Source organism: Streptomyces sp. NBC_01390, assembly GCF_045040105.1.
Taxonomy (GTDB): Bacteria; Actinomycetota; Actinomycetes; order Streptomycetales; family Streptomycetaceae; genus Streptomyces.
Window position 1 is genome coordinate 3,898,230 of sequence record NZ_CP109551.1, and the last position, 16,831, is coordinate 3,915,060.

Sequence of the window (16,831 nt, forward strand, 5' to 3'; positions counted from 1 at the left end):
TCCGGCGACGGGCGGGCGGGGAGCGGTGGGGCGGGTCCGGGTTCAGGTCCGGTTCGGGCAGCCGCAGGACGCCCGGACGACCAGGCGGGACGGGAAGCGGCGGGTGCGGTCGGTCTCGCCGGGTGTCCCCGTGTCCAGGTCCGGATCGAGGGCCATGTCCACCGCCTTGCGGGCCATCGCCTCGCGGTCGGAGGCGACCGTCGTCAGCGGCGGGTCGGTCATCGCCGCCTCCCTGACGTCGTCGAAGCCCACCACGGCCAGTTCGCCCGGCACGTCGACGCCCAGTTCGCGGGCCGCCCTCAGCAGGCCGATGGCCTGGTCGTCCGTCGAGCAGAACACGGCGGTCGGCCGGTCGGGGGCGGCGAGCAGGCGCAGCGCGGCCTCGTAGGTGTCGTACCGGTTGTAGGGGGCGTGGAAGAGGAGCCCGCCGGTGGGGCGGCCGGCGTCCGCCATCGCCTTGCGCCAGCCCTCGACATGGTCGGCGACGGGATCACCTGCCACGGGATCCGCCTCGGGACCACCCAGGCAGGCCACGGCGGTGTGACCGTGCTGGAGGAGATGCCGGGTGGCCATCCCGGCGCCCTCGACATCGTCCGTCACCACGGCGAACTTGCGTACGGACGCGGACCGTTCGTGCATCAGCACGACCCTGGTGTCCATGGTGTCCAGCTCCGCCGCGATCCGGTCACCGAGCCCCAGACTCACCAGGATCAGCGCCGACACCCGCATCCCCAAAAAGGAGTGAAGGTAACGGAGTTCGCGCTCCTCCTGGTAATCGGAGTTGCCGACGAGCACCATTTTTCCCCGGTCGGCGGCGGCGCGTTCCAACGCGTGGGTGATTTCCCCGAAATATGGCTGACGGGCGTCCGGAACGATCAGCCCCAGCAGGTCCGTACGGCGACTGGCCATGGCCTGGGCCACCCGGTCGGGCCGGTAGCCGAGTTCCCTGACGGCTTCGAGAACGCGTCGGCGTTTCTCCGCGGAGACGGGCCGGGGGCCATTGTTGACGACGTAACTCACGACCGCGCTGGAAGTTCCCGCGAGCCTGGCGACGTCGTCGCGTGTCACCTTTGTCACCGGGTGAGTCTACGGGCGTCAAATACCCTGCTGGAAAGGACCGTTGGCTTTCGGCCAGGGCACCGAAACGGGTTCACGGATGCCTCGTGCCGGGCATCGTGAGGACAGGACGGGACAGGACGGGTCGGGACAGAGTCAGGGCGGGACGGCAGCGGCGCCGGCCCGTCGGGTCGCGTACCGGCCAGGGGGCGTCGACGAGCCGGGCGGAAGGCTGGTGTGCGGCTTTTCCCTCGGCACCTGGGCCCCTGGCATTCTTCTGCCCCACAGGCGGTCACACCCGTACCGCCGGGGGGAACGTCTCCGGTCGCGCCGGACAGCGCGTGGGGGCGGAGCGGAGGGGGGACAAGGCCATGGGGACATCCTTGCGTACCCGTTTGCGAAGGCTGCCCGAGGTGGTCCCCGGGATCGTGCTCGGCTCGGCGGGCCTGCTGGCCGTCGGTGTGCTGGCCGGTCTGGTGGTGGACGTCTCGGCGCTGGTGCGTTCCGACGGTTATGCGCTCGGGGCGGCGCTGCTCCTCGCGGTCGGGCTGTACGGGAGCACGTACTCGATCGATCTCAGGGCGCTGCGGGCCGATCTGACCGGTGTGGTGGCCGCGGTCACCCTGGGGGTGGTCCTGAAGGCCGGGCTGATCGCCGGCACGATGATGCTGGTGTTCCGGCGGCCCGAGTACCTGGTGCTCGGTGTCGCCGTCGCCCAGATCGACCCGCTGTCGGTGGCCGCCCTGACCGGCAGGGGGCGGATGTCGCCCCGCGCCCGGTCGCTGCTGACGGCGTGGGCCTCGTTCGACGACCCGATGACGGTCCTGCTGACGCTGTATCTGGCGGGGTACGCCTATACGGCGGCGGGGCACGAGGGCACCCCCGAGATCAGCCGGGGCGCGGGCGGCGACTACGCGACCGGGCTCCTCTTCAACGCCGTGCTCCTGGCCGCCGTGGTGCTGTTGTGGTGGGTCGGGCGGCGGGCGGTGTCACGGTTGCCGGACGTCGTGGCGGTCCGGCGCACGAAGGCGGGCGGCGCGGTGCTGCTCGTCGGGGCGATGCTGGTGCTCGCGGCGCTGAACCAGCTGATGCTCGGGGTGGCGCTGGCCGGTCTCGTGCTGCGTGCCACGGTGCTGGACAAGGCGGTCGGCCGGGCGGTGGGCGGCGCGTTCCTCGCCGCGTTCCTGACGCTCGGGCTGCTGCTCGCGCACGGGGTGCGGCTGTGGCCGGGGGTCGTGCTGGGCGTTGCTGCGTTCGCCGCGCAGGCGGTGGTCGCGCTGGGCGTACTGCCCTTGTTCGTACGTGGGTTGGAGCGCAGCGACCGGATCGCGCTCGGTCTCGGCCAGCAGAACGGCATCACGGCCGTGCTGATCGCCCTGACCCTGGAGCGGGACTTCCCGGGCACCGCCGCGACCGTCGGGCCGGCCGTCATCACCGTCAACCTGCTGTACGGCACCTCGCAGGCGCTGCTGGCTCATCCGCCCCGCCGACGGCGGACGCGTGCCGGCCGGGAACTCCCCGCCGACTCCGAGCGTCACTCTCCGTACGACCAGCGGGCGGAGGACGAACAGCCGGTGCCGTGACCGGAGTTCGGGATGTTCCGGAGTGCGGGGTTCCGGTGGCCCGGAAATGTGGGACAGACGGCGACCGCGGGGAATGCAAGACGTACGAGACACAGCAGGCGTGTGCAGGGCCGGCACCGGACGGGGGAGACGCTGATGAGGCAGGCGAGGAGATCAGGGGTGCGAGGGGTGCCCCGCGACGGCACCCGGCCGCCGGTCCGGAACACCACGAGCGCCCGGAGCACTCGGGTCACTCGGGGTACCGCTCCCCCGGGCCGCCGGCCCCGCGCACGGCACGCCTCCCGGGCGGCGACCGGGGCTGTCCTCCTGCTGCTGGCCACCGGTACCGCGCCGGCCTTCGCGGCGGCCGCCGGGGGCGTCGACTCCCCTGAGCGGGATGCCCAGTTGGTGTACTGCCTCGACCCCGTGCACCGCACCGACCTGCTCACGGCGGCGGTCAGGCTGGGGCTGTTGAAGGACGACGCGAAGGTTTCGCCGGAGCGGTGGGCCAAGGTCCACGACGAGGACTTCGGGCGGGCCTGCACCGCGCTCATGGCCGCCGAGTCGGACACCCCCGCGTCGGCCGCGCAGAAGGACGGGGGCGGCGGCGAGGACGGCTGGTTCGTGGCCCTGCTGAAACAGCTGCCCCTGCTCCTGGCGGGTGCGGTGCTCACCCTGTTCGGCCAGTCCTACGAACGCGGCCAGTCCGAACGGCGTGCAATACGGCAGGAGTTGGGGACCACGGAAAGCGCCTACCGGGCGGCCGTACGGGAGTACCTCGCTCACTACCGGCAGACCGACCGGGCGGACCACACGGCGGTGCGTGCCGCACGGGACGCGCTGGCCCTCGCGCTGGCCCGGGTGCCCGATCCCCCGGCCCGGCGTGCGGCGGCCGAGCGGCTCGCCGGCGGGCTGCCGCTGGCCGAGCCGTTGCCACAGGCCAACGGCCCGTACCTGACCGTCCCGCAGACCCGCACTCGTACCGCCGACAGCGAACAGGAGTCCGTGGACCGCTGGCTGCGCTCCCTGGCCGAGCTCAACCGCGCTTCCCTGTACTGGCGTTGGCGCACGGTCCGAAACCGGCCGGTGCCCGCCGGGACAGCGGGAACGGGGGACGCGGAATGACCGTGGCGCAGGACGAGTACGACGAGAACCCGTTCGGCGTCTTCCTGCCGGAGATCAGGGACCTGCTGCCCGCGGGGCACGCCCGGCCGCAGGACGACCATCCGCTGGTGCCGTGGAAGGACAAGAGTCATGCCCACCAGTGGGTGGACGTCGACCACGCCCGGGAGCAGCTCGACCTGTTCGAGGAATGTCTCCGGGCCCGGCTGACCGGACTGCTGCTGCCGGACGTGGGCGGGCACCTGGTCGTGGTGACCGGGCCGGTGGGCATGGGCAAGACCACCCTCATCCACCGGTGTGTGCACCGGGCGCGCGACTACTTCCTGGAACTCGCGGAGAGGTTCACGGAAGAGCAGCGGCCCCACCTCGCACCACGTCCCATCGTGGCGATGGCCGGGGGATACGTGAACGGCGGTAAGGACGTCAGCTGGGACGGCAGCGGCCACTTCGCCAGCACCAGGAACATCAACGCGGCCATACGCGACAAGCTCGTCGAGACCCTGAGGGACGAGTTTCGGGGAACACCGCTCGACTCGTCGATCACCGGGGACGACATCCGCGTGGCGTTCAGGGGCATCAGCAGACTGCTCGTCCAGCACAACAGTCTGCTGTTCGCCATCCTCCCGCACATCGACTGGCGGGACGCCGGTGGCGAGGTGCGGACGAACTTCCTCAAGACCTGGCTGAGCCACGCACAGAGCCGGATCGTACTGTTCGTGGAGATGAGTCACCAGGACCGGAGTACGGCGCGCGAGGTGATCGCGGGACTGCCCCGGGAAACGGCGGTCACCCTTCTCTCGCTCGGTTCACTCGCCACGGAGGACACCGTGAAGTTCACCGAGGCCGCCCGCGGCGGCCATCCCGACCGCGAGGACGAGCCGCCGCCCGCGATTCCGGGGCAGGTCCGGGGCCCGAAGCCGGACTCCGACCCGTGGCGCGACGCCGACGTACGGTATCTGCGCCAGCAGTGTTTCCGGATCGCCGAGCGGCAGCGGCTCGCGGACGGCCGGGTGCGGGTGACCGCCCGTCATCTCACTCCGCCCGGCCTCGACATCGCGGGGCTGACCCGCGACGACTTCAGACCCGACTAGCCGCAGGACTCCCGACGCGCGCGTTCCACCCGTACACAGGAACGTAGACAGGAACCGAACAGATGTCCCCGATTCCCCGCTAGCCGCTCCCAAGGCCGACACCGGACACAAGAGGAGTGCCGACGTGACGCCGACCAGTGGACACACCTGGCACCGGAACCCCTTCCCGCTGATCCCTGTCGTGCGCCTGGGGCCCTCGTCCGACCTGGGGGAGGCGCAGGTCCGGGCCGCCAACTCGGGCAACGCCCACATCGACACCCCGCTGATCACGGACATCGAGGCGCTGGTCGACGACTACTTCGCGCCGCCCGCCGCCGGTGGCCGCCGGGGCCGGGCGATCGCCCTGGTGGGTGAGTTCGGCCTCGGCAAGAGTCATGCCCTGCGCCGGACGTACCAGACGATGCAGACGCGGCACCCCGAGGCGGCTACCTGGATCGTGGACGAACCGGCGCAGGACATGGGGCGGCTCTACCGCGACCGGCTGCGCGGACCCGGCGACACCGAGCAGGGCAAACGGTCCTTCGAGGAGCTGGTGCGGGACTACTACGCGTATGTGACGGCCGGCTGGGTGGGCACCGATGACGACGACCCGCGTCGCGGCACCCTGGAGGACATCGCGGCCGGGCTGCTGCGCCGTGAGCTCGACCCGGACAAGGTCGTCTCCGCGCTGCGCTACGACCCCGAGGTGATCCACGCCGATCTGCGCGGCAGGCTGGGCGACGTCACCGAGCACCGCAGGTTCTCCACCGCGCTCGCCCTGCTCCTCGAACCGCCGTTCAACCGGATGGTGTGGAACTGGCTGAACGGCGCGGAGCCCGCCGAACCACTGCGTGAGCGCGGCATCATCGAGGCGATCGGCCCCGCGGGCGAGCACCCGGACCTCGCGGCCGGCATCGACCGGGTCTTCGACGCGCTGGCCGTGCAGGGCTTTCTGCACGGCCGGGTCTCACGGCCGTACGTCCTGCTTCTCGACTCGCTGGAGAAGGTGCTGGACTGGCCGGACGCCAACCGGCGGGCGTTCATGGACGCCTTCGAACGCCTCATCAACATCTACACGAGCCTCGGCGGTCTGCTGGTGTTCTGCACCTCGCCCGACGGACTGCGGGCGCTGCGCCAGAGCGTGCACGAGCGGGTGGTGCAGTTGTGGCCGACGGGGCTCGACGAGAACCGTACGAGGGAACTGGTGGCCGGCTATCTGGCCACCGGCGACGAGGCGACCGGCACAACGACCGGCGATGAGCCGCCGCCCACCGGGCCCTTCGACGACGAAGCCATGCGCCTGCTCCACGAGTTGACCGAGGGCGTGCCCCGCGAGGTGCTCAAGACCTCCCGGCTCGCCTGGCAGCTCAGCGAGGAACCCGCGGCGGCCGATGACACGAACGCCGACGAAACGAACAGGGAGCCCGTGGTGCGCCGGGTGCCCGGTGCGACGATGCTCAGGGCGGTCCGGGAGCTGCACGAGCGGGTGTCCTACCAGCGGGTCAGGGGCGATGTGCACGACGCCCTGGACCTGGGCCAGTGGCGGATCGCCTCGCGTGATCCGGTGCCGGCGAGGCTCACGCGCTCGGCGGGCGGCCGGGAGGAGGTCCTGTACTGGCTGTCGCCGGCGCCGAACGCCTACATCGCGGTGGTCTACGCCCGCTCCCTGCTCCTCGCCGACGACGTCGAACGGATCGTCACGCAGGTGAACGGGCTGCGCGGGGCGGTGCGCCCGGGGCGGTTCGAGGCGCTGCTGGTGGTCAACGGGCTGGTGTCGCACGCGATGCAGGACCGGCTCGGCCGGTCGATCGGCTCCCGCCCGCTGGTGTACCGGCAGGGCGGGTTCCCGAAGAAGGTGAACGAGGCGCTGCTGCAGTTGGAGCGGCGGCTCGTGGAGGAGGGCCGGGAGGAGGATCTCGCCGAACTGGGCGAGCGGATGCGCCGGAACCTGGCGCAGCAGACGGCCCATCTGGACGAGATGCGGCGCAACCTGGCCGCGATGACGCTGGAGGTGCGTCCGGGCGCGACGGGGGCGCCCGGCGGGGCCGCACAAACCGTTCACGCGGCGCCCGACTCGCCGCCGACCGAGGAGCTGCCGGGCCCGGTGTGGCGCCGGTTCCGGGACGCGCTGGCGATGCTGGAGTCGGTGACCCGGCGGGTGGCCGGCCGGACCATGAACCGGCGGACGGCGGCGAGCGCGGCGGAGCTGAGCGTGCTGGGCTGCGCGACGCTGGTGCGGGCGCTGACGGAGGACTTCCGGGGCGCTGTCGCGACCTGGGCCCGGGCGGCGACGCCGGGTACGCCGACCGAGGTCCAGCTGAGCGAACTGCGCCGGATCTGCCGGGAGTACGAGAGCGCGGTCGAGGTGCTGCCGGTGCATCTGCTGGGCACCGCCGAGCACCAGCACCCGTTGACGCCGGCCCGCACGGTGGAGGTGCTGGCGGAGGAGGTGTGGGGGACGCTGAGCGCTCCGGCTGTGCCCTAGCTGTTCCCTGGTACGGGTGTTCAGCGGGGCGGCGGTACGGTCACGCCGCCCGTGGTCCGGGCGAGGTCCGCGAGCCGCCGTTCGGCGTTGCCCACCTGCCGCTGGTCGAGGGTGACGCCGAGGAGGAAGGCGCGGGGCGAGGTCCAGTGGACGTACACCGCCCCCTCCTGGACGTCGAGGACGAGCCGTTCGACGGAGGCGCCGCCGCCCGGGGGCGGGGCGATCAGGTCGAGCGCGTCCTTGAGGCGGATCAGATGGCCGCGCAGGCTGCGCGAGAGGTCGCGGTAGGCGGTCCGCCGGGTGCGCACACTGACGTCCATGAAGCGCGGGCCGAGTTCCTGGCTGTCGAAGACGTCACCGACACAGACCAGGGTCCAGTCCCGGTAGTAGCCCGCGTACTGGAGGTCCGTGGTGTTCACATGGACGCGCCACAGGTCGCGCAGTCGCTGTTCGTACACGGGGTCGGGGGCGGCGGCCGTACCGAAGTCGACATGGGGGACCGCCGGCGCCTCCCCGCTCTGGAGATGGGCCTTGGCCTGCACGTCACCGCCGAGCAACTCGTCGGGCAGTCCGTGGACTTCGGTGCGGATACGGGTGACGAGGTCGTTCATCGCCTCGTCCATGTCGGGCACGGCGTCGGGTACGTCCGTCACCGCCGCCAGGAACTCGTCGGGCCGGGCCCGGCCGCCCCACAGCCCGGCGCGCGTGCCCGCGAGGACCGTGCGCATCAGCTCGCCGGTCTTCAGCGGGCGCAGGACGGCGCCGAGGTCCTGGACGCAGAGCAGCAGCCTGGAGCCGGGCAGCGACTCGTTCTGCGCGTCGTCACCGATCTCCGTGATCAGGCTGGAGAGCGGGGCGCGGTCCGCTCTCAGCACGGCGAAGTCGAGGATGCCGTTGCTGTAGTGGGCCAGGGAGCGGATCGCGGGCGTCCGCGCGACGGTCTCCTCGCACAGCGCGGTTATCAGTCCGTGGCGCTTGGAAGTCCAGTGGGACTCCTTCAGCGTGGTGCTCCGGAACGGTACGGGGGCTGCCACGGGTGCTCACCTCTCGCTGGTGGGTGCGGTGCGGGTATTGGGCTTGCTCGGGCGGGAGCTTGCCGTTCGGTGCCGTGCTGGTCGGCGGCTGCCGGATCGGGGGCTTGCCGGGTCGGCGCCCTGCGGGTCGGGGGCTGCCGGAGCGGGGGCTTGCCGGGCGATGGGCGGGGGTTGGTGTGTGGGTGGGGTTACACGTCGGGGAGTTCCAGGTCGATGTCGTAGCCCGAGGGTGGGGTGGGGCGGGTGGGGTCGGTGCCGGTGAGGCGGTCCAGGTGGGCGGCGACCCGGCGGCCGCCTACGCGGTGGGCGATGCCCAGGTCGCCGAGGCGGGCCAGGGCGGTGCGGGCGAGTTCGACGGCCTCCTCGTCGTTGCCCGCCGAAGCGAGCGTGGCGGCAAGGGAGTTCTCCGCTACGGCGACCCAGGGATGGGCCCGGCCCAGCTTGTGGGTGAGGAGGTTGAGCGTGCCCCGGCCGACCTCCTCGGCCAGCCGCAGTTCGCCGCCGGCCCGCAGATAGACCCCGTGGCGTACCTGGGCCACGCCCGTGTAGGGGTGCCCAGGGCCGAACCAGCGGGCCAGGGTGTCCACGCACTGCCGGGCCTGCTGTTCGGCCTCCTCCGCCTTGCCGAGGGCGTGCAGGTCGGCGGCGTAGCTGAACCTGCAGCGCACGGTGTCGAAGCGGTCGGGGCCGAACCTGTCGACGTACAGGCCGAGAGCCCGCAGGTCGCGTTCGTGGGCGAGTTCGTAGCTGTAGAGGGGGTCCTTGAAGGCGGGGAAGCCGTCGGCGAGCCGGCGTTCGCTGACCGCGAGGCCGACCTCGGTACGGAGCCGGACGAGGTCCCAGCTGTCGCCGTGCCGGCGCAGTTTCTGGCGCAGCAGGTCACGGGCCTCACCGTCGCGTCCGGCGGCGCGGTACAGGTAGGCGAGCAGTTCGGCGGCGTTCCAGGCGACGGGGTCGTCCGTGCCGCCGACGGCCTGGCGGTAGCGGAAGCGGTCCTGGATCGCGGCCAGGGCGGGGGCGACCCGGCCGGTGAGCGCCTCGGTGAGGGCGAGGTTGTGCTCGGCCTGGATGGTGGCCGGGTGCTGCGGGCCGAGCAGCAGGGTGAGGCCCGCGAGGACGGGCCGCAGTTGCAGCAGGGCGTCGTCGAAGCGGCCCAGCGCGCGCAGGGTGGCGGCGTAGGAGTCGGCGGAGAGCAGGGTGCGCGGGTGGGTGATGCCGAGGAGTCGGCGGTGGCCGCGCAGGGCGTCCTGGGCGATCTGCCGGGAGAGGTCGTAGTCGCCGCGCAGCCGGTGGGCGCGGGCGACGAAGTTGAGCAGCCGCAGGTACTCGGGTGACTGCTCGTCACCGTTGTTGCCGGCGTCGTTGGCGTTGCTGCCGTCGCCGTCGTCACTGCCTTCACTGGCGTCGCTGTCGTCGACTCGCCACTGCTCACGGGCCCGGTCGGCGATGTCGAGGAGGCGGTCGAGGTCGGCGGCCTCGGCGCGCTGGCTGAGCGCGCCCAGGTGCCGCAGCAGCGAACGGCGCACCCGTGGCCGGGGGTCCTCCCACAGGCGCAGTGAGAACACCTCGCGGGCCCAGTCGGGGGGCAGGTCCGCCCCTTGCGAGGCGTGTTCGGACAGGACGCTGCGCAGCACGGACTCGATGTGCGCGCGTTCGGCGGGGTCCATGCCGGCCCGGATCAGGTCGCGCAGCCCGTGGTGCTGGACGAGCGGCTGCCGGGTGCGGTCGAAGTCGACGTCCAGCAGGCCCACTTGGGCCAGGGCCCACAGGGCGACGCTCACCATGTGCTCGTCGGGCAGCAGGACCTCGGTGCCGGCGGGTGCGGGCGTCGACGACTCGTCGTCACGGGCGAGTTCGGACAGGATGCGGCGCGAACGCAGCAGCTCCAGGCCCATGCCCCGGCCGGTGAGCAGGGAGGCGGCCCCCAACAGCCAGCCCACGGCGTCGCGTTCGGGGCTCTCGGCGCCCCAGGCGAGCGCGCCCGGCGTGGTCCGTACGACACGCTGGGCGACCCGCACCATCACGGCCACCGGGGACACCGCGTCGGTGGTGCGCAGCAGTTCGGTCTTGCCGGCGCGGTACTCGGCGAGGACGTCACCGACGGCGGCGCGGACCGCGGCGTCCTGGTTCATGTGGTCGTCGCGGCGGTGCGCGGCGGTCCGCTCGGCGAGGCAGTGGGCGGCGAGGTGCAGGGCCTGCGGGACGGAGTCGACGACGCTGCCGATCTGCCGGGCCTGCCGCTCGCTGATCTCCGGCACCTTCTCGGCGAGCAGCGCGCGGCTCTCCTCGGCGTCCATCGGGGCGATGGCGAGGGGCCGCAGATACGGCGGCCGTACGTCCTCGGCGGGGTCGCTCCCGGCCGGCGCGGTCCGGGCGGTGATGAGGACGTGCCCGCGCTCGTGCGGTACGGGCAGCAGGCCGTGCAGCTCGGCGGGGTCGGTGACACCGTCGTAGACGATGAGCCAGCTGTCCGCGTCGGCGCCGGTGCGGGAGAGCCGGGACAGCAGCCGGGAGATGCCGTCCTCGTCGGTGCCGAGCCGGTCCTCGGGTGTGCCCAGGCGCCCGGCGAGCCGGCCGAGGCCGCGCTCGACGCGGCCGCGTTCCCAGGCGCGCACCCACCACACCACGTCGTACGAGGCGCCGACCCGGTGGCACAGTTCGTACGCGGTGTCGCTCTTGCCCCAGCCGCTGGGGCCGTGCAGCACCAGGCACGCGCCCTCGCGGGCGGCGCCCCGCAGCTCCTCGTGCAGCGTGCCGAGGAGTGCGGCGCGGTCCACGAAGGCGTTGTTGCGCGCCCCCACGTTGGTGGTCTCCGGCAACCGCGGGAACCCGGCCCCGGCCCCGTCGCCGCTGTCACCGGGTTCGGACGCGCCGAGGCCGAGACCGGTGTACAGCAGCCGCAGCGCCTGGTCCTCGGTGGTGTCGCGCAGGTCGATCCGCTCGTGGTGGGCGGCTTCGATGTGCGGGAACGGCTCGTCGACGAGGAGGACGCGGACGTCGGCGTGGGAGAGGGAGCCGATCTGTTCGAGGAGCGTGTCGTCGGCGTCGTCGGGCGACAGGAAGAGCAACGCGGCGCCGGGGTCGGGGCGTTCACCGGCGTAGGTGTCGGCGCGGCGCAGCTCGGTGCGCACTCCCTTGACGGCGAGCCGGTCGCGCAGCCACGCGGCCCACAGGGCGTGCCGGGCCGAGTGGACGACGGTGACGTCGGTGAGGCGGGTGGCGCGGCGGGCGCGCAGCCAGTCGGCGAGCTGCTCGTAGTAGGGGCGCAGTCCGCTGATCGTGCCGACGTCCTCCGCGTCGACGGCGAGGTCGCGGCTGTCCATGTAGAGCGGGTTGTACGGGATTTCGAGGAAGGCGACGTCGGTCCTGCCGAGCGCGGCGGCGACCGGGGCGAACTTCCGGCGCACCCGCTCGCGGGATTCGCGCAGCCGGTCGTGGACGGCGATGTCGCTCTTGAGGCCGAGGGTGAGCAGCCGTACGGGCCGGCCGCCCCGGCGGTCGATCAGGTCCTCGGCGAGTGCGGCGGCCCCGTCGATGGACCAGGCGGTCATCGCGAAACAGACGACGAGCGTGTCGGCGTCCGCGGCGAAACGCACCGGTTCCGTCTCCTCGGAGGCGTCCGGTACGGGGGCCTCGACGAGGAGATGGTCGTACGCGGCGGCGACGGGGTCCTCGGCGAGTGCGGCCAGGGCGGGGCCGCCGGGGACGGTCGCGGTGTGCACCCGGCCGGGTTCGGGGCGGGGCAGGGGCTCGCTCGCGTCGGGTTCGCCGGAGCGGCCGTCGACGAGGAGGACGCTGCGGTTGGTGTCGGCGAGGATGTCGGCCACGTTGCGCAGCGTCGTACTGAGGCCGAGGTTCTCGGAGGTCGTGAGGAAGACCGCGAACGGCCCTGGCCGGTCAGGGGTGTTGGCGTCTGGCATGGCTTCTCCGCTCGGCACGTCTCCGCTCGGCGCGGCGGTGAACAAGGGGGACAAAAAGGGCGGCCGAGGAGCGCCAGTATAGGACGCACCGCACCTGACGCACGGCGTCCGGAACGTTCCCGCGTGCCCCGTGTCTCATACGCTCTCGCTGTGCCCGGTGACGAAGGGATTGCCCTCGGCGCAGCTGTCGTACACCTGGCGCAGCAGCGCGCCGAGCACCGAGCCGGGCAGGGCACCGATGTCCTCGGGCGACAGGGCCACGAGGTCGAGGACGACCGACTCGACCTCGGGGTCCGGGCCTTCGCCCGGGCCCGCTCCTGTACACGCCCCGGCGGGGGCGGTGCCGTCGGCGACTGCCATGCGGGTCACTCCATGGGGTGTGGGAGGAACACGGAGGGGCTGTCCAGCGTAGCGCCGCCAACTGCCCTTCCGGCAGAAGCCGGAGAGGATGATCGTCGCTCAACTTCCCCGCAGTCGACCTTCGTTGGCTCATTCATGATGTTGACGCTGAAGTTGACCCGCCCGAATACTGGTCGCACGTCGAACAGAGTGCGCCGTCGGCAACGCCCGGACGGGCACCGGACAGGCGCAGGACAGGCCCTGGGTCCGCGACGTACGGCTTCGGGGGGAAGCGGATGAGTCGACCGCCACTGGGCCGGGCCGAACCGCCCTGGCCGACGACCGCCGACGTGGCCGCGCGCCGGGCGGCGGGCTGGCAGCCGGTTCCGCTCGACTCCTTCGTCCTCAAGGTGCACAGCCGCTGCGACCTGACCTGCGACTACTGCTACATGTACCGCTCGCACGACCAGAGTTGGCGCGCCCAGCCCCGCACGATGACCCCGGCGACCCTCACCCGCACCGCCGAGCGGATCGCCGAGCACCTGTCCACGCACGCGGTCCCCGAGGCCGGCGTGGTCCTGCACGGCGGCGAGCCGCTGCTGATCGGCGACAAGGCGCTCGCACGGACGGTCCGCACCCTGCGCACGGTGATCGGCGACGGGGTACGCCTGTATCTGAGCCTGCAGACCAACGGCATCCGCCTCACCGAGCAACGCCTCGACCTGCTCGGCGAGTTGGGCGTGACGGTCGGGGTGAGCACCGACGGCGGCCGGGCCGCCCACGACCTGCACCGGCGGGGCGCCGACGGCCGCGGCAGCCACGCCCGGGTCGAGGCTTCGCTGCGCCGCCTGGCGAGCGAGCGCCACCGACCGCTGTTCGGCGCGCTGCTGTGCACGATCGACCTGCGCAACGACCCGGTACGCACCTACGAGGCCCTGCTGACCCACGGTCCCCCGGCCGTCGACTTCCTTCTCCCGCTGGGCAACTGGCAGACCCCGCCGCCCGGTCTCGACCCGAGCGGCCGGCGCACCCCGTACGCGGACTGGCTGTGGGCGGTCTTCGAGCGCTGGTACGGCGCCCGGACCAAGGAGACCTCGGTCCGCCTCCTCGACAACCTCCTCGCCCTGCTGCTCGGCGCCACCCCGCGCACCGAGGCACTCGGGCTGTCCCCGGTGCGGTACGCCGTGGTCGACACGGACGGTTCCCTCACCCAGGACGACACGCTGCGCACCGCGTACGACGGCGCCGTCCGCACCGGCCTGGACATCCACCGCCACTCCTTCGACACCCTGCTGCTCCACCCGGGCATCGCGGCCCGCCAGTGGGGCACCGCCGCCCTGTCCGCCGCCTGCCTCGCGTGCCCCCTGCACCGGGTCTGCGGAGGCGGCCACTACGCCACCCGCTACGACCGCGCCACGGGCTTCGCCAACCCGAGCGTGTACTGCGCCGACCTGACCGAACTGATCGGCCGCGTACGGCGCCGGGTGGCCGCGGACCTGGGCGGGCACGGCGTGCCGCTGCCCTCGGGAGCGGCATGAACCCGTCGCCGTACCGGATGCCGGGGGCGCTGTTCGACGCGATCGCCGGGGGCGGCGGCGGGGCGGCGGCCCTGCGGCTGCTGGGCCGCGCCGAGCACAGCAGGCGGCTGGCCTGTGCGTACGCCGTGACCGTGGCGGCCCGGGAGACCGGGGGCCCGGTCGGCGAGGCGGCCGAGCACGCCTGGGCGCTGTTCACCGACGCCACGCGTGCCTCGCCCGAGGCGGTGTCGGCCGTACTGACCCACCCATCGGCGGGCCCCGCCCTGTTCGGCCTGCTGGCTCAGCTGCGCCACCCGAGCAGTCAACTCCCGCCGCCCGTGCACTGGTTCACGGCCCTGGCGGTGTCGGCGGCGGCCCGTGCGGGGCTGCCGACCCGGGTCGAGCTGCCCCTCACCGGTTCCTGGGCGGCCCTGCCGTCCCTGGGCCGGGCCCACTTTCCCGGCGCCCGCCCCGGCGACCGTGCCGAGGTGCGTGTCGACGGGACGGGCCGCTGCCGCGTCACAGCGGCGGGCGAGACGGTCACGGTGCCCGGACTCCCGTACCCCGGCGGCCCGTTGGGCGGCCCGGCCCACGAACCCGTCGGCTCCGACGGCGACACCGACGGCTTCCACGGCAACACCGGCCGCTGGCACGGCGCGCGGCTGCTCGCCGTCCTCGACGGCGGCGCCCCGCTGCTGCTGGACACCCTCGACCCGCCCTGTTTCCCGCACTCCGCCCGCCATCCCGACGGCATCTCCACCGCCGAGACATACCGGTGGGCGGGCCCGGCCCGGGCCGCCTGCCGGCTCCTGCGCGCCGACCATCCCGAGACCTACGCCGAACTGGCCACCGGACCACACCTGTTGGTGCCGCTGACCCGTCCCGGCCACGGCAACAGGAGCGGCAGCAGTGCGGAGACGTTCGGCTGCATGGCGCTGTCCCCGCCGACCTCGGTGACGGGCCTCGCGGTGACCCTCACACACGAGACACAGCACAACAAACTGGCGGCGCTGCTCCACCTCTTCGACCTGTTCGAACCGGGCGGCCCCGACCGCTTCTACGCCCCTTGGCGCCCCGACCCCCGCCCGCTGCCCGGCCTGTTCCACGGGGCGTACGCGCATCTGGGCGTCGCCCTCTTCTGGGAGCGCCGCCGGGAGACGGAACCCGACCCGGCGCTGCGCGCCACCGCGCACGCCCAGTTCGCCCGCTGGCGTCTGGCCGCCCACGAGGCGACCACCGTCGCCCTGTCCTCAGGCCGTCTCACCCCCCTCGGGCACCGCTTCGCCCAGCACATGCTGACCACCCTGGACACCCTGCGCCGCCTGCCGGTGCCCGCCCCGGCCCTGCACCACGCCGAGTCGGCGGCCCGCGCCCACCGCGCCGACTGGCAGAACCGGAACGGGGACGGGGCCCGCAGGCTGTCGGCGTGAAGGCACCACGCACACGTCCACGCCCTCGCCCTCGCCCTCGCCGGACTCCGTGACGTTCGACCCGTCGGCATCCGTTCTGTCCGGCGGACGTGTTACGTGCCGGAAACCTTGACGATCTCTGTGGCGGGTGCCACGATTTCGGCGCCGCGATGTTTACGTAAACATCGCCCCCCTCGGTCTCCGACCGGCATGCGAAAGGGCAAGTTGATGCGCAACATCCTCGGCGCCACCCGCCCCTCCCCCAGACTGCGCGCCGCCCTCGTGGCGCTCGCGATCGCCGCGACCAGCGGTACGGCGGTCGCCGTGAGCCCCGCCTCCGCCTCCACCCCTGCCGCCGCCCTCGCAGACGGCGCGCCGAGCAAGGACACGACCCAGTTCAAGGGCGTCAACTGGGCGGACCCGCGCGACAACTTCGCCGACGACCTGCTCCAGCTGTCCGGTCTGTCGACCTCCGACAACTACGCCCGCACCTACGCCAAGTCGACCCGGATCATCGCCGCCTTCCGCGCGAACCTCGGTGCCAACACCGTGCGGCTACCGATCAACCCGTACACCGTCAACGGCTCCTACTGGAAGTCGTACCGCGCGGTCATCGACGCGGCGTCCGACCAGGGATTCAAGGTGATCGTCTCCTACTGGGAGGGCACCGGCGCCCAGAAGGACGGCTTCATCGACGACACGGCCACCTACTGGCCCATGTGGGACCGGGTCGTCAAGGCCTACAAGAACGACCGGCACGTCTACTTCGAGCCGATGAACGAGCCGCACGGCTACACCGACACCGAGTGGGCCGACATCGCGGCGAAGTGGCTCGCGACCTACAAGTCGGTTCCGCGCAACCAGGTGTTCGTCAGCGGCGCCGGCTACAACGACCACGTCACGTCCGTCTGCGCCGACCCGCGCCTGAAGGGCACCTACCTGTCGCTGCACCACTACGGCTTCTGGAAGGACTACGCGACCTACGACCAGTGGGTGGCCGACCTGAAAGTACGTATCGGCGACTGCGCCAACCGGACCGTCGCGGACGAGTTCGGGGCCTTCATGACCACGGGCCTCGACTACAACAAGAAGACCCCGGACAACAACTTCGTCAACTTCATGCAGGCCGTCACCGACACCTTCCGCGAGCTGAAGATGGGCTCCGTCTACTGGCCCGGCCTGCGCACCGACGACATGTACTCGATCCAGAAGCTGGTCGGCGATCCCAACCGCCCCTGGCTGGCCACCACCAACCAGTCCGGCGCCGACCGCCTCGCCTGGGGCTGGGGCCGCGGCAAGCCGGTCAAGGGCTGAGCG

General features: G+C 72.6%; 11 protein-coding genes. 7 read left to right on the forward strand and 4 right to left on the reverse strand.

Annotated elements, in window-relative coordinates:
- Nucleotides 1–42 precede the first annotated feature (42 nt).
- Nucleotides 43–1,077 carry a LacI family DNA-binding transcriptional regulator gene (locus OG241_RS17445; protein ID WP_405816364.1) on the reverse strand — a complete coding sequence of 345 codons (1,035 nt, stop codon included), beginning with the start codon at nt 1,075–1,077 and terminating at the stop codon, nt 43–45.
- Nucleotides 1,078–1,439: 362 nt separating this feature from the next.
- Between OG241_RS17445 and OG241_RS17450 the strand changes: the two genes are divergently transcribed.
- From OG241_RS17450 to OG241_RS17465, 4 genes are all read left to right on the forward strand, one after another.
- Nucleotides 1,440–2,639 (forward strand): hypothetical protein, encoded by a 1,200-nt coding sequence (locus OG241_RS17450; RefSeq protein WP_405816365.1) that lies wholly within the window; start codon nt 1,440–1,442, stop codon nt 2,637–2,639.
- Between the two features lie 159 nt (nt 2,640–2,798).
- Complete coding sequence (locus tag OG241_RS17455) at nt 2,799–3,743, forward strand: hypothetical protein (RefSeq protein WP_405816366.1); 945 nt, start codon at nt 2,799–2,801, stop codon at nt 3,741–3,743.
- Nucleotides 3,740–4,831 carry a hypothetical protein gene (locus OG241_RS17460; RefSeq protein ID WP_405816367.1) on the forward strand — a complete coding sequence of 364 codons (1,092 nt, stop codon included), beginning with the start codon at nt 3,740–3,742 and terminating at the stop codon, nt 4,829–4,831. The genes OG241_RS17455 and OG241_RS17460 overlap by 4 nt, the downstream gene beginning before the upstream one ends.
- Nucleotides 4,832–4,955: 124 nt before the next feature.
- Nucleotides 4,956–7,295, forward strand: a complete 2,340-nt coding sequence (locus tag OG241_RS17465; RefSeq protein ID WP_405816368.1) for a hypothetical protein — start codon at nt 4,956–4,958, stop codon at nt 7,293–7,295.
- 20 nt (nt 7,296–7,315) lie between these two features.
- Here the strand turns inward: OG241_RS17465 and OG241_RS17470 are convergent, their stop codons facing one another.
- The 3 genes from OG241_RS17470 to fxsA form a co-directional block, all read right to left on the reverse strand.
- Nucleotides 7,316–8,329, reverse strand: coding sequence for a hypothetical protein (locus tag OG241_RS17470; RefSeq protein ID WP_405816369.1), 1,014 nt, complete (start codon nt 8,327–8,329; stop codon nt 7,316–7,318).
- A gap of 188 nt (nt 8,330–8,517) precedes the next feature.
- On the reverse strand, nt 8,518–12,249 hold the full coding sequence (gene fxsT / locus OG241_RS17475) for an FxSxx-COOH system tetratricopeptide repeat protein (protein ID WP_405816370.1): 3,732 nt from the start codon (nt 12,247–12,249) through the stop codon (nt 8,518–8,520).
- A 135-nt stretch (nt 12,250–12,384) separates the two neighbouring features.
- Nucleotides 12,385–12,609, reverse strand: a complete 225-nt coding sequence (gene fxsA, locus OG241_RS17480) for an FxSxx-COOH cyclophane-containing RiPP peptide (protein WP_405816371.1) — start codon at nt 12,607–12,609, stop codon at nt 12,385–12,387.
- 275 nt (nt 12,610–12,884) lie between these two features.
- Here fxsA and OG241_RS17485 point away from each other — a divergent pair, with 275 nt between their 5' ends.
- The 3 genes from OG241_RS17485 (at nt 12,885) to OG241_RS17495 (ending at nt 16,828) form a co-directional block, all read left to right on the forward strand.
- Complete coding sequence (locus OG241_RS17485) at nt 12,885–14,126, forward strand: FxsB family cyclophane-forming radical SAM/SPASM peptide maturase (protein ID WP_405816372.1); 1,242 nt, start codon at nt 12,885–12,887, stop codon at nt 14,124–14,126.
- On the forward strand, nt 14,123–15,535 hold the full coding sequence (locus OG241_RS17490; RefSeq protein ID WP_405816374.1) for an HEXXH motif domain-containing protein: 1,413 nt from the start codon (nt 14,123–14,125) through the stop codon (nt 15,533–15,535). The genes OG241_RS17485 and OG241_RS17490 overlap by 4 nt, the downstream gene beginning before the upstream one ends.
- 207 nt (nt 15,536–15,742) lie before the next feature.
- Entirely contained in the window at nt 15,743–16,828 is a 1,086-nt protein-coding gene (locus OG241_RS17495) for a glycoside hydrolase family 5 protein (RefSeq protein WP_405816375.1), read from the forward strand.
- Nucleotides 16,829–16,831 lie beyond the last annotated feature (3 nt).

What these genes read in the sequence shown, in the direction of transcription:
- OG241_RS17460 (WP_405816367.1), top strand. Translation starts at nt 3,740, where the DNA reads ATGACCGTGGCGCAGGACGAGTACGACGAGAACCCGTTCGGCGTCTTC.
- fxsT (WP_405816370.1), bottom strand. Translation starts at nt 12,249, where the DNA reads ATGCCAGACGCCAACACCCCTGACCGGCCAGGGCCGTTCGCGGTCTTC.
- fxsA (WP_405816371.1), bottom strand. Translation starts at nt 12,609, where the DNA reads ATGGCAGTCGCCGACGGCACCGCCCCCGCCGGGGCGTGTACAGGAGCG.
- OG241_RS17485 (WP_405816372.1), top strand. Translation starts at nt 12,885, where the DNA reads ATGAGTCGACCGCCACTGGGCCGGGCCGAACCGCCCTGGCCGACGACC.
- OG241_RS17490 (WP_405816374.1), top strand. Translation starts at nt 14,123, where the DNA reads ATGAACCCGTCGCCGTACCGGATGCCGGGGGCGCTGTTCGACGCGATC.
- OG241_RS17495 (WP_405816375.1), top strand. Translation starts at nt 15,743, where the DNA reads ATGCGCAACATCCTCGGCGCCACCCGCCCCTCCCCCAGACTGCGCGCC.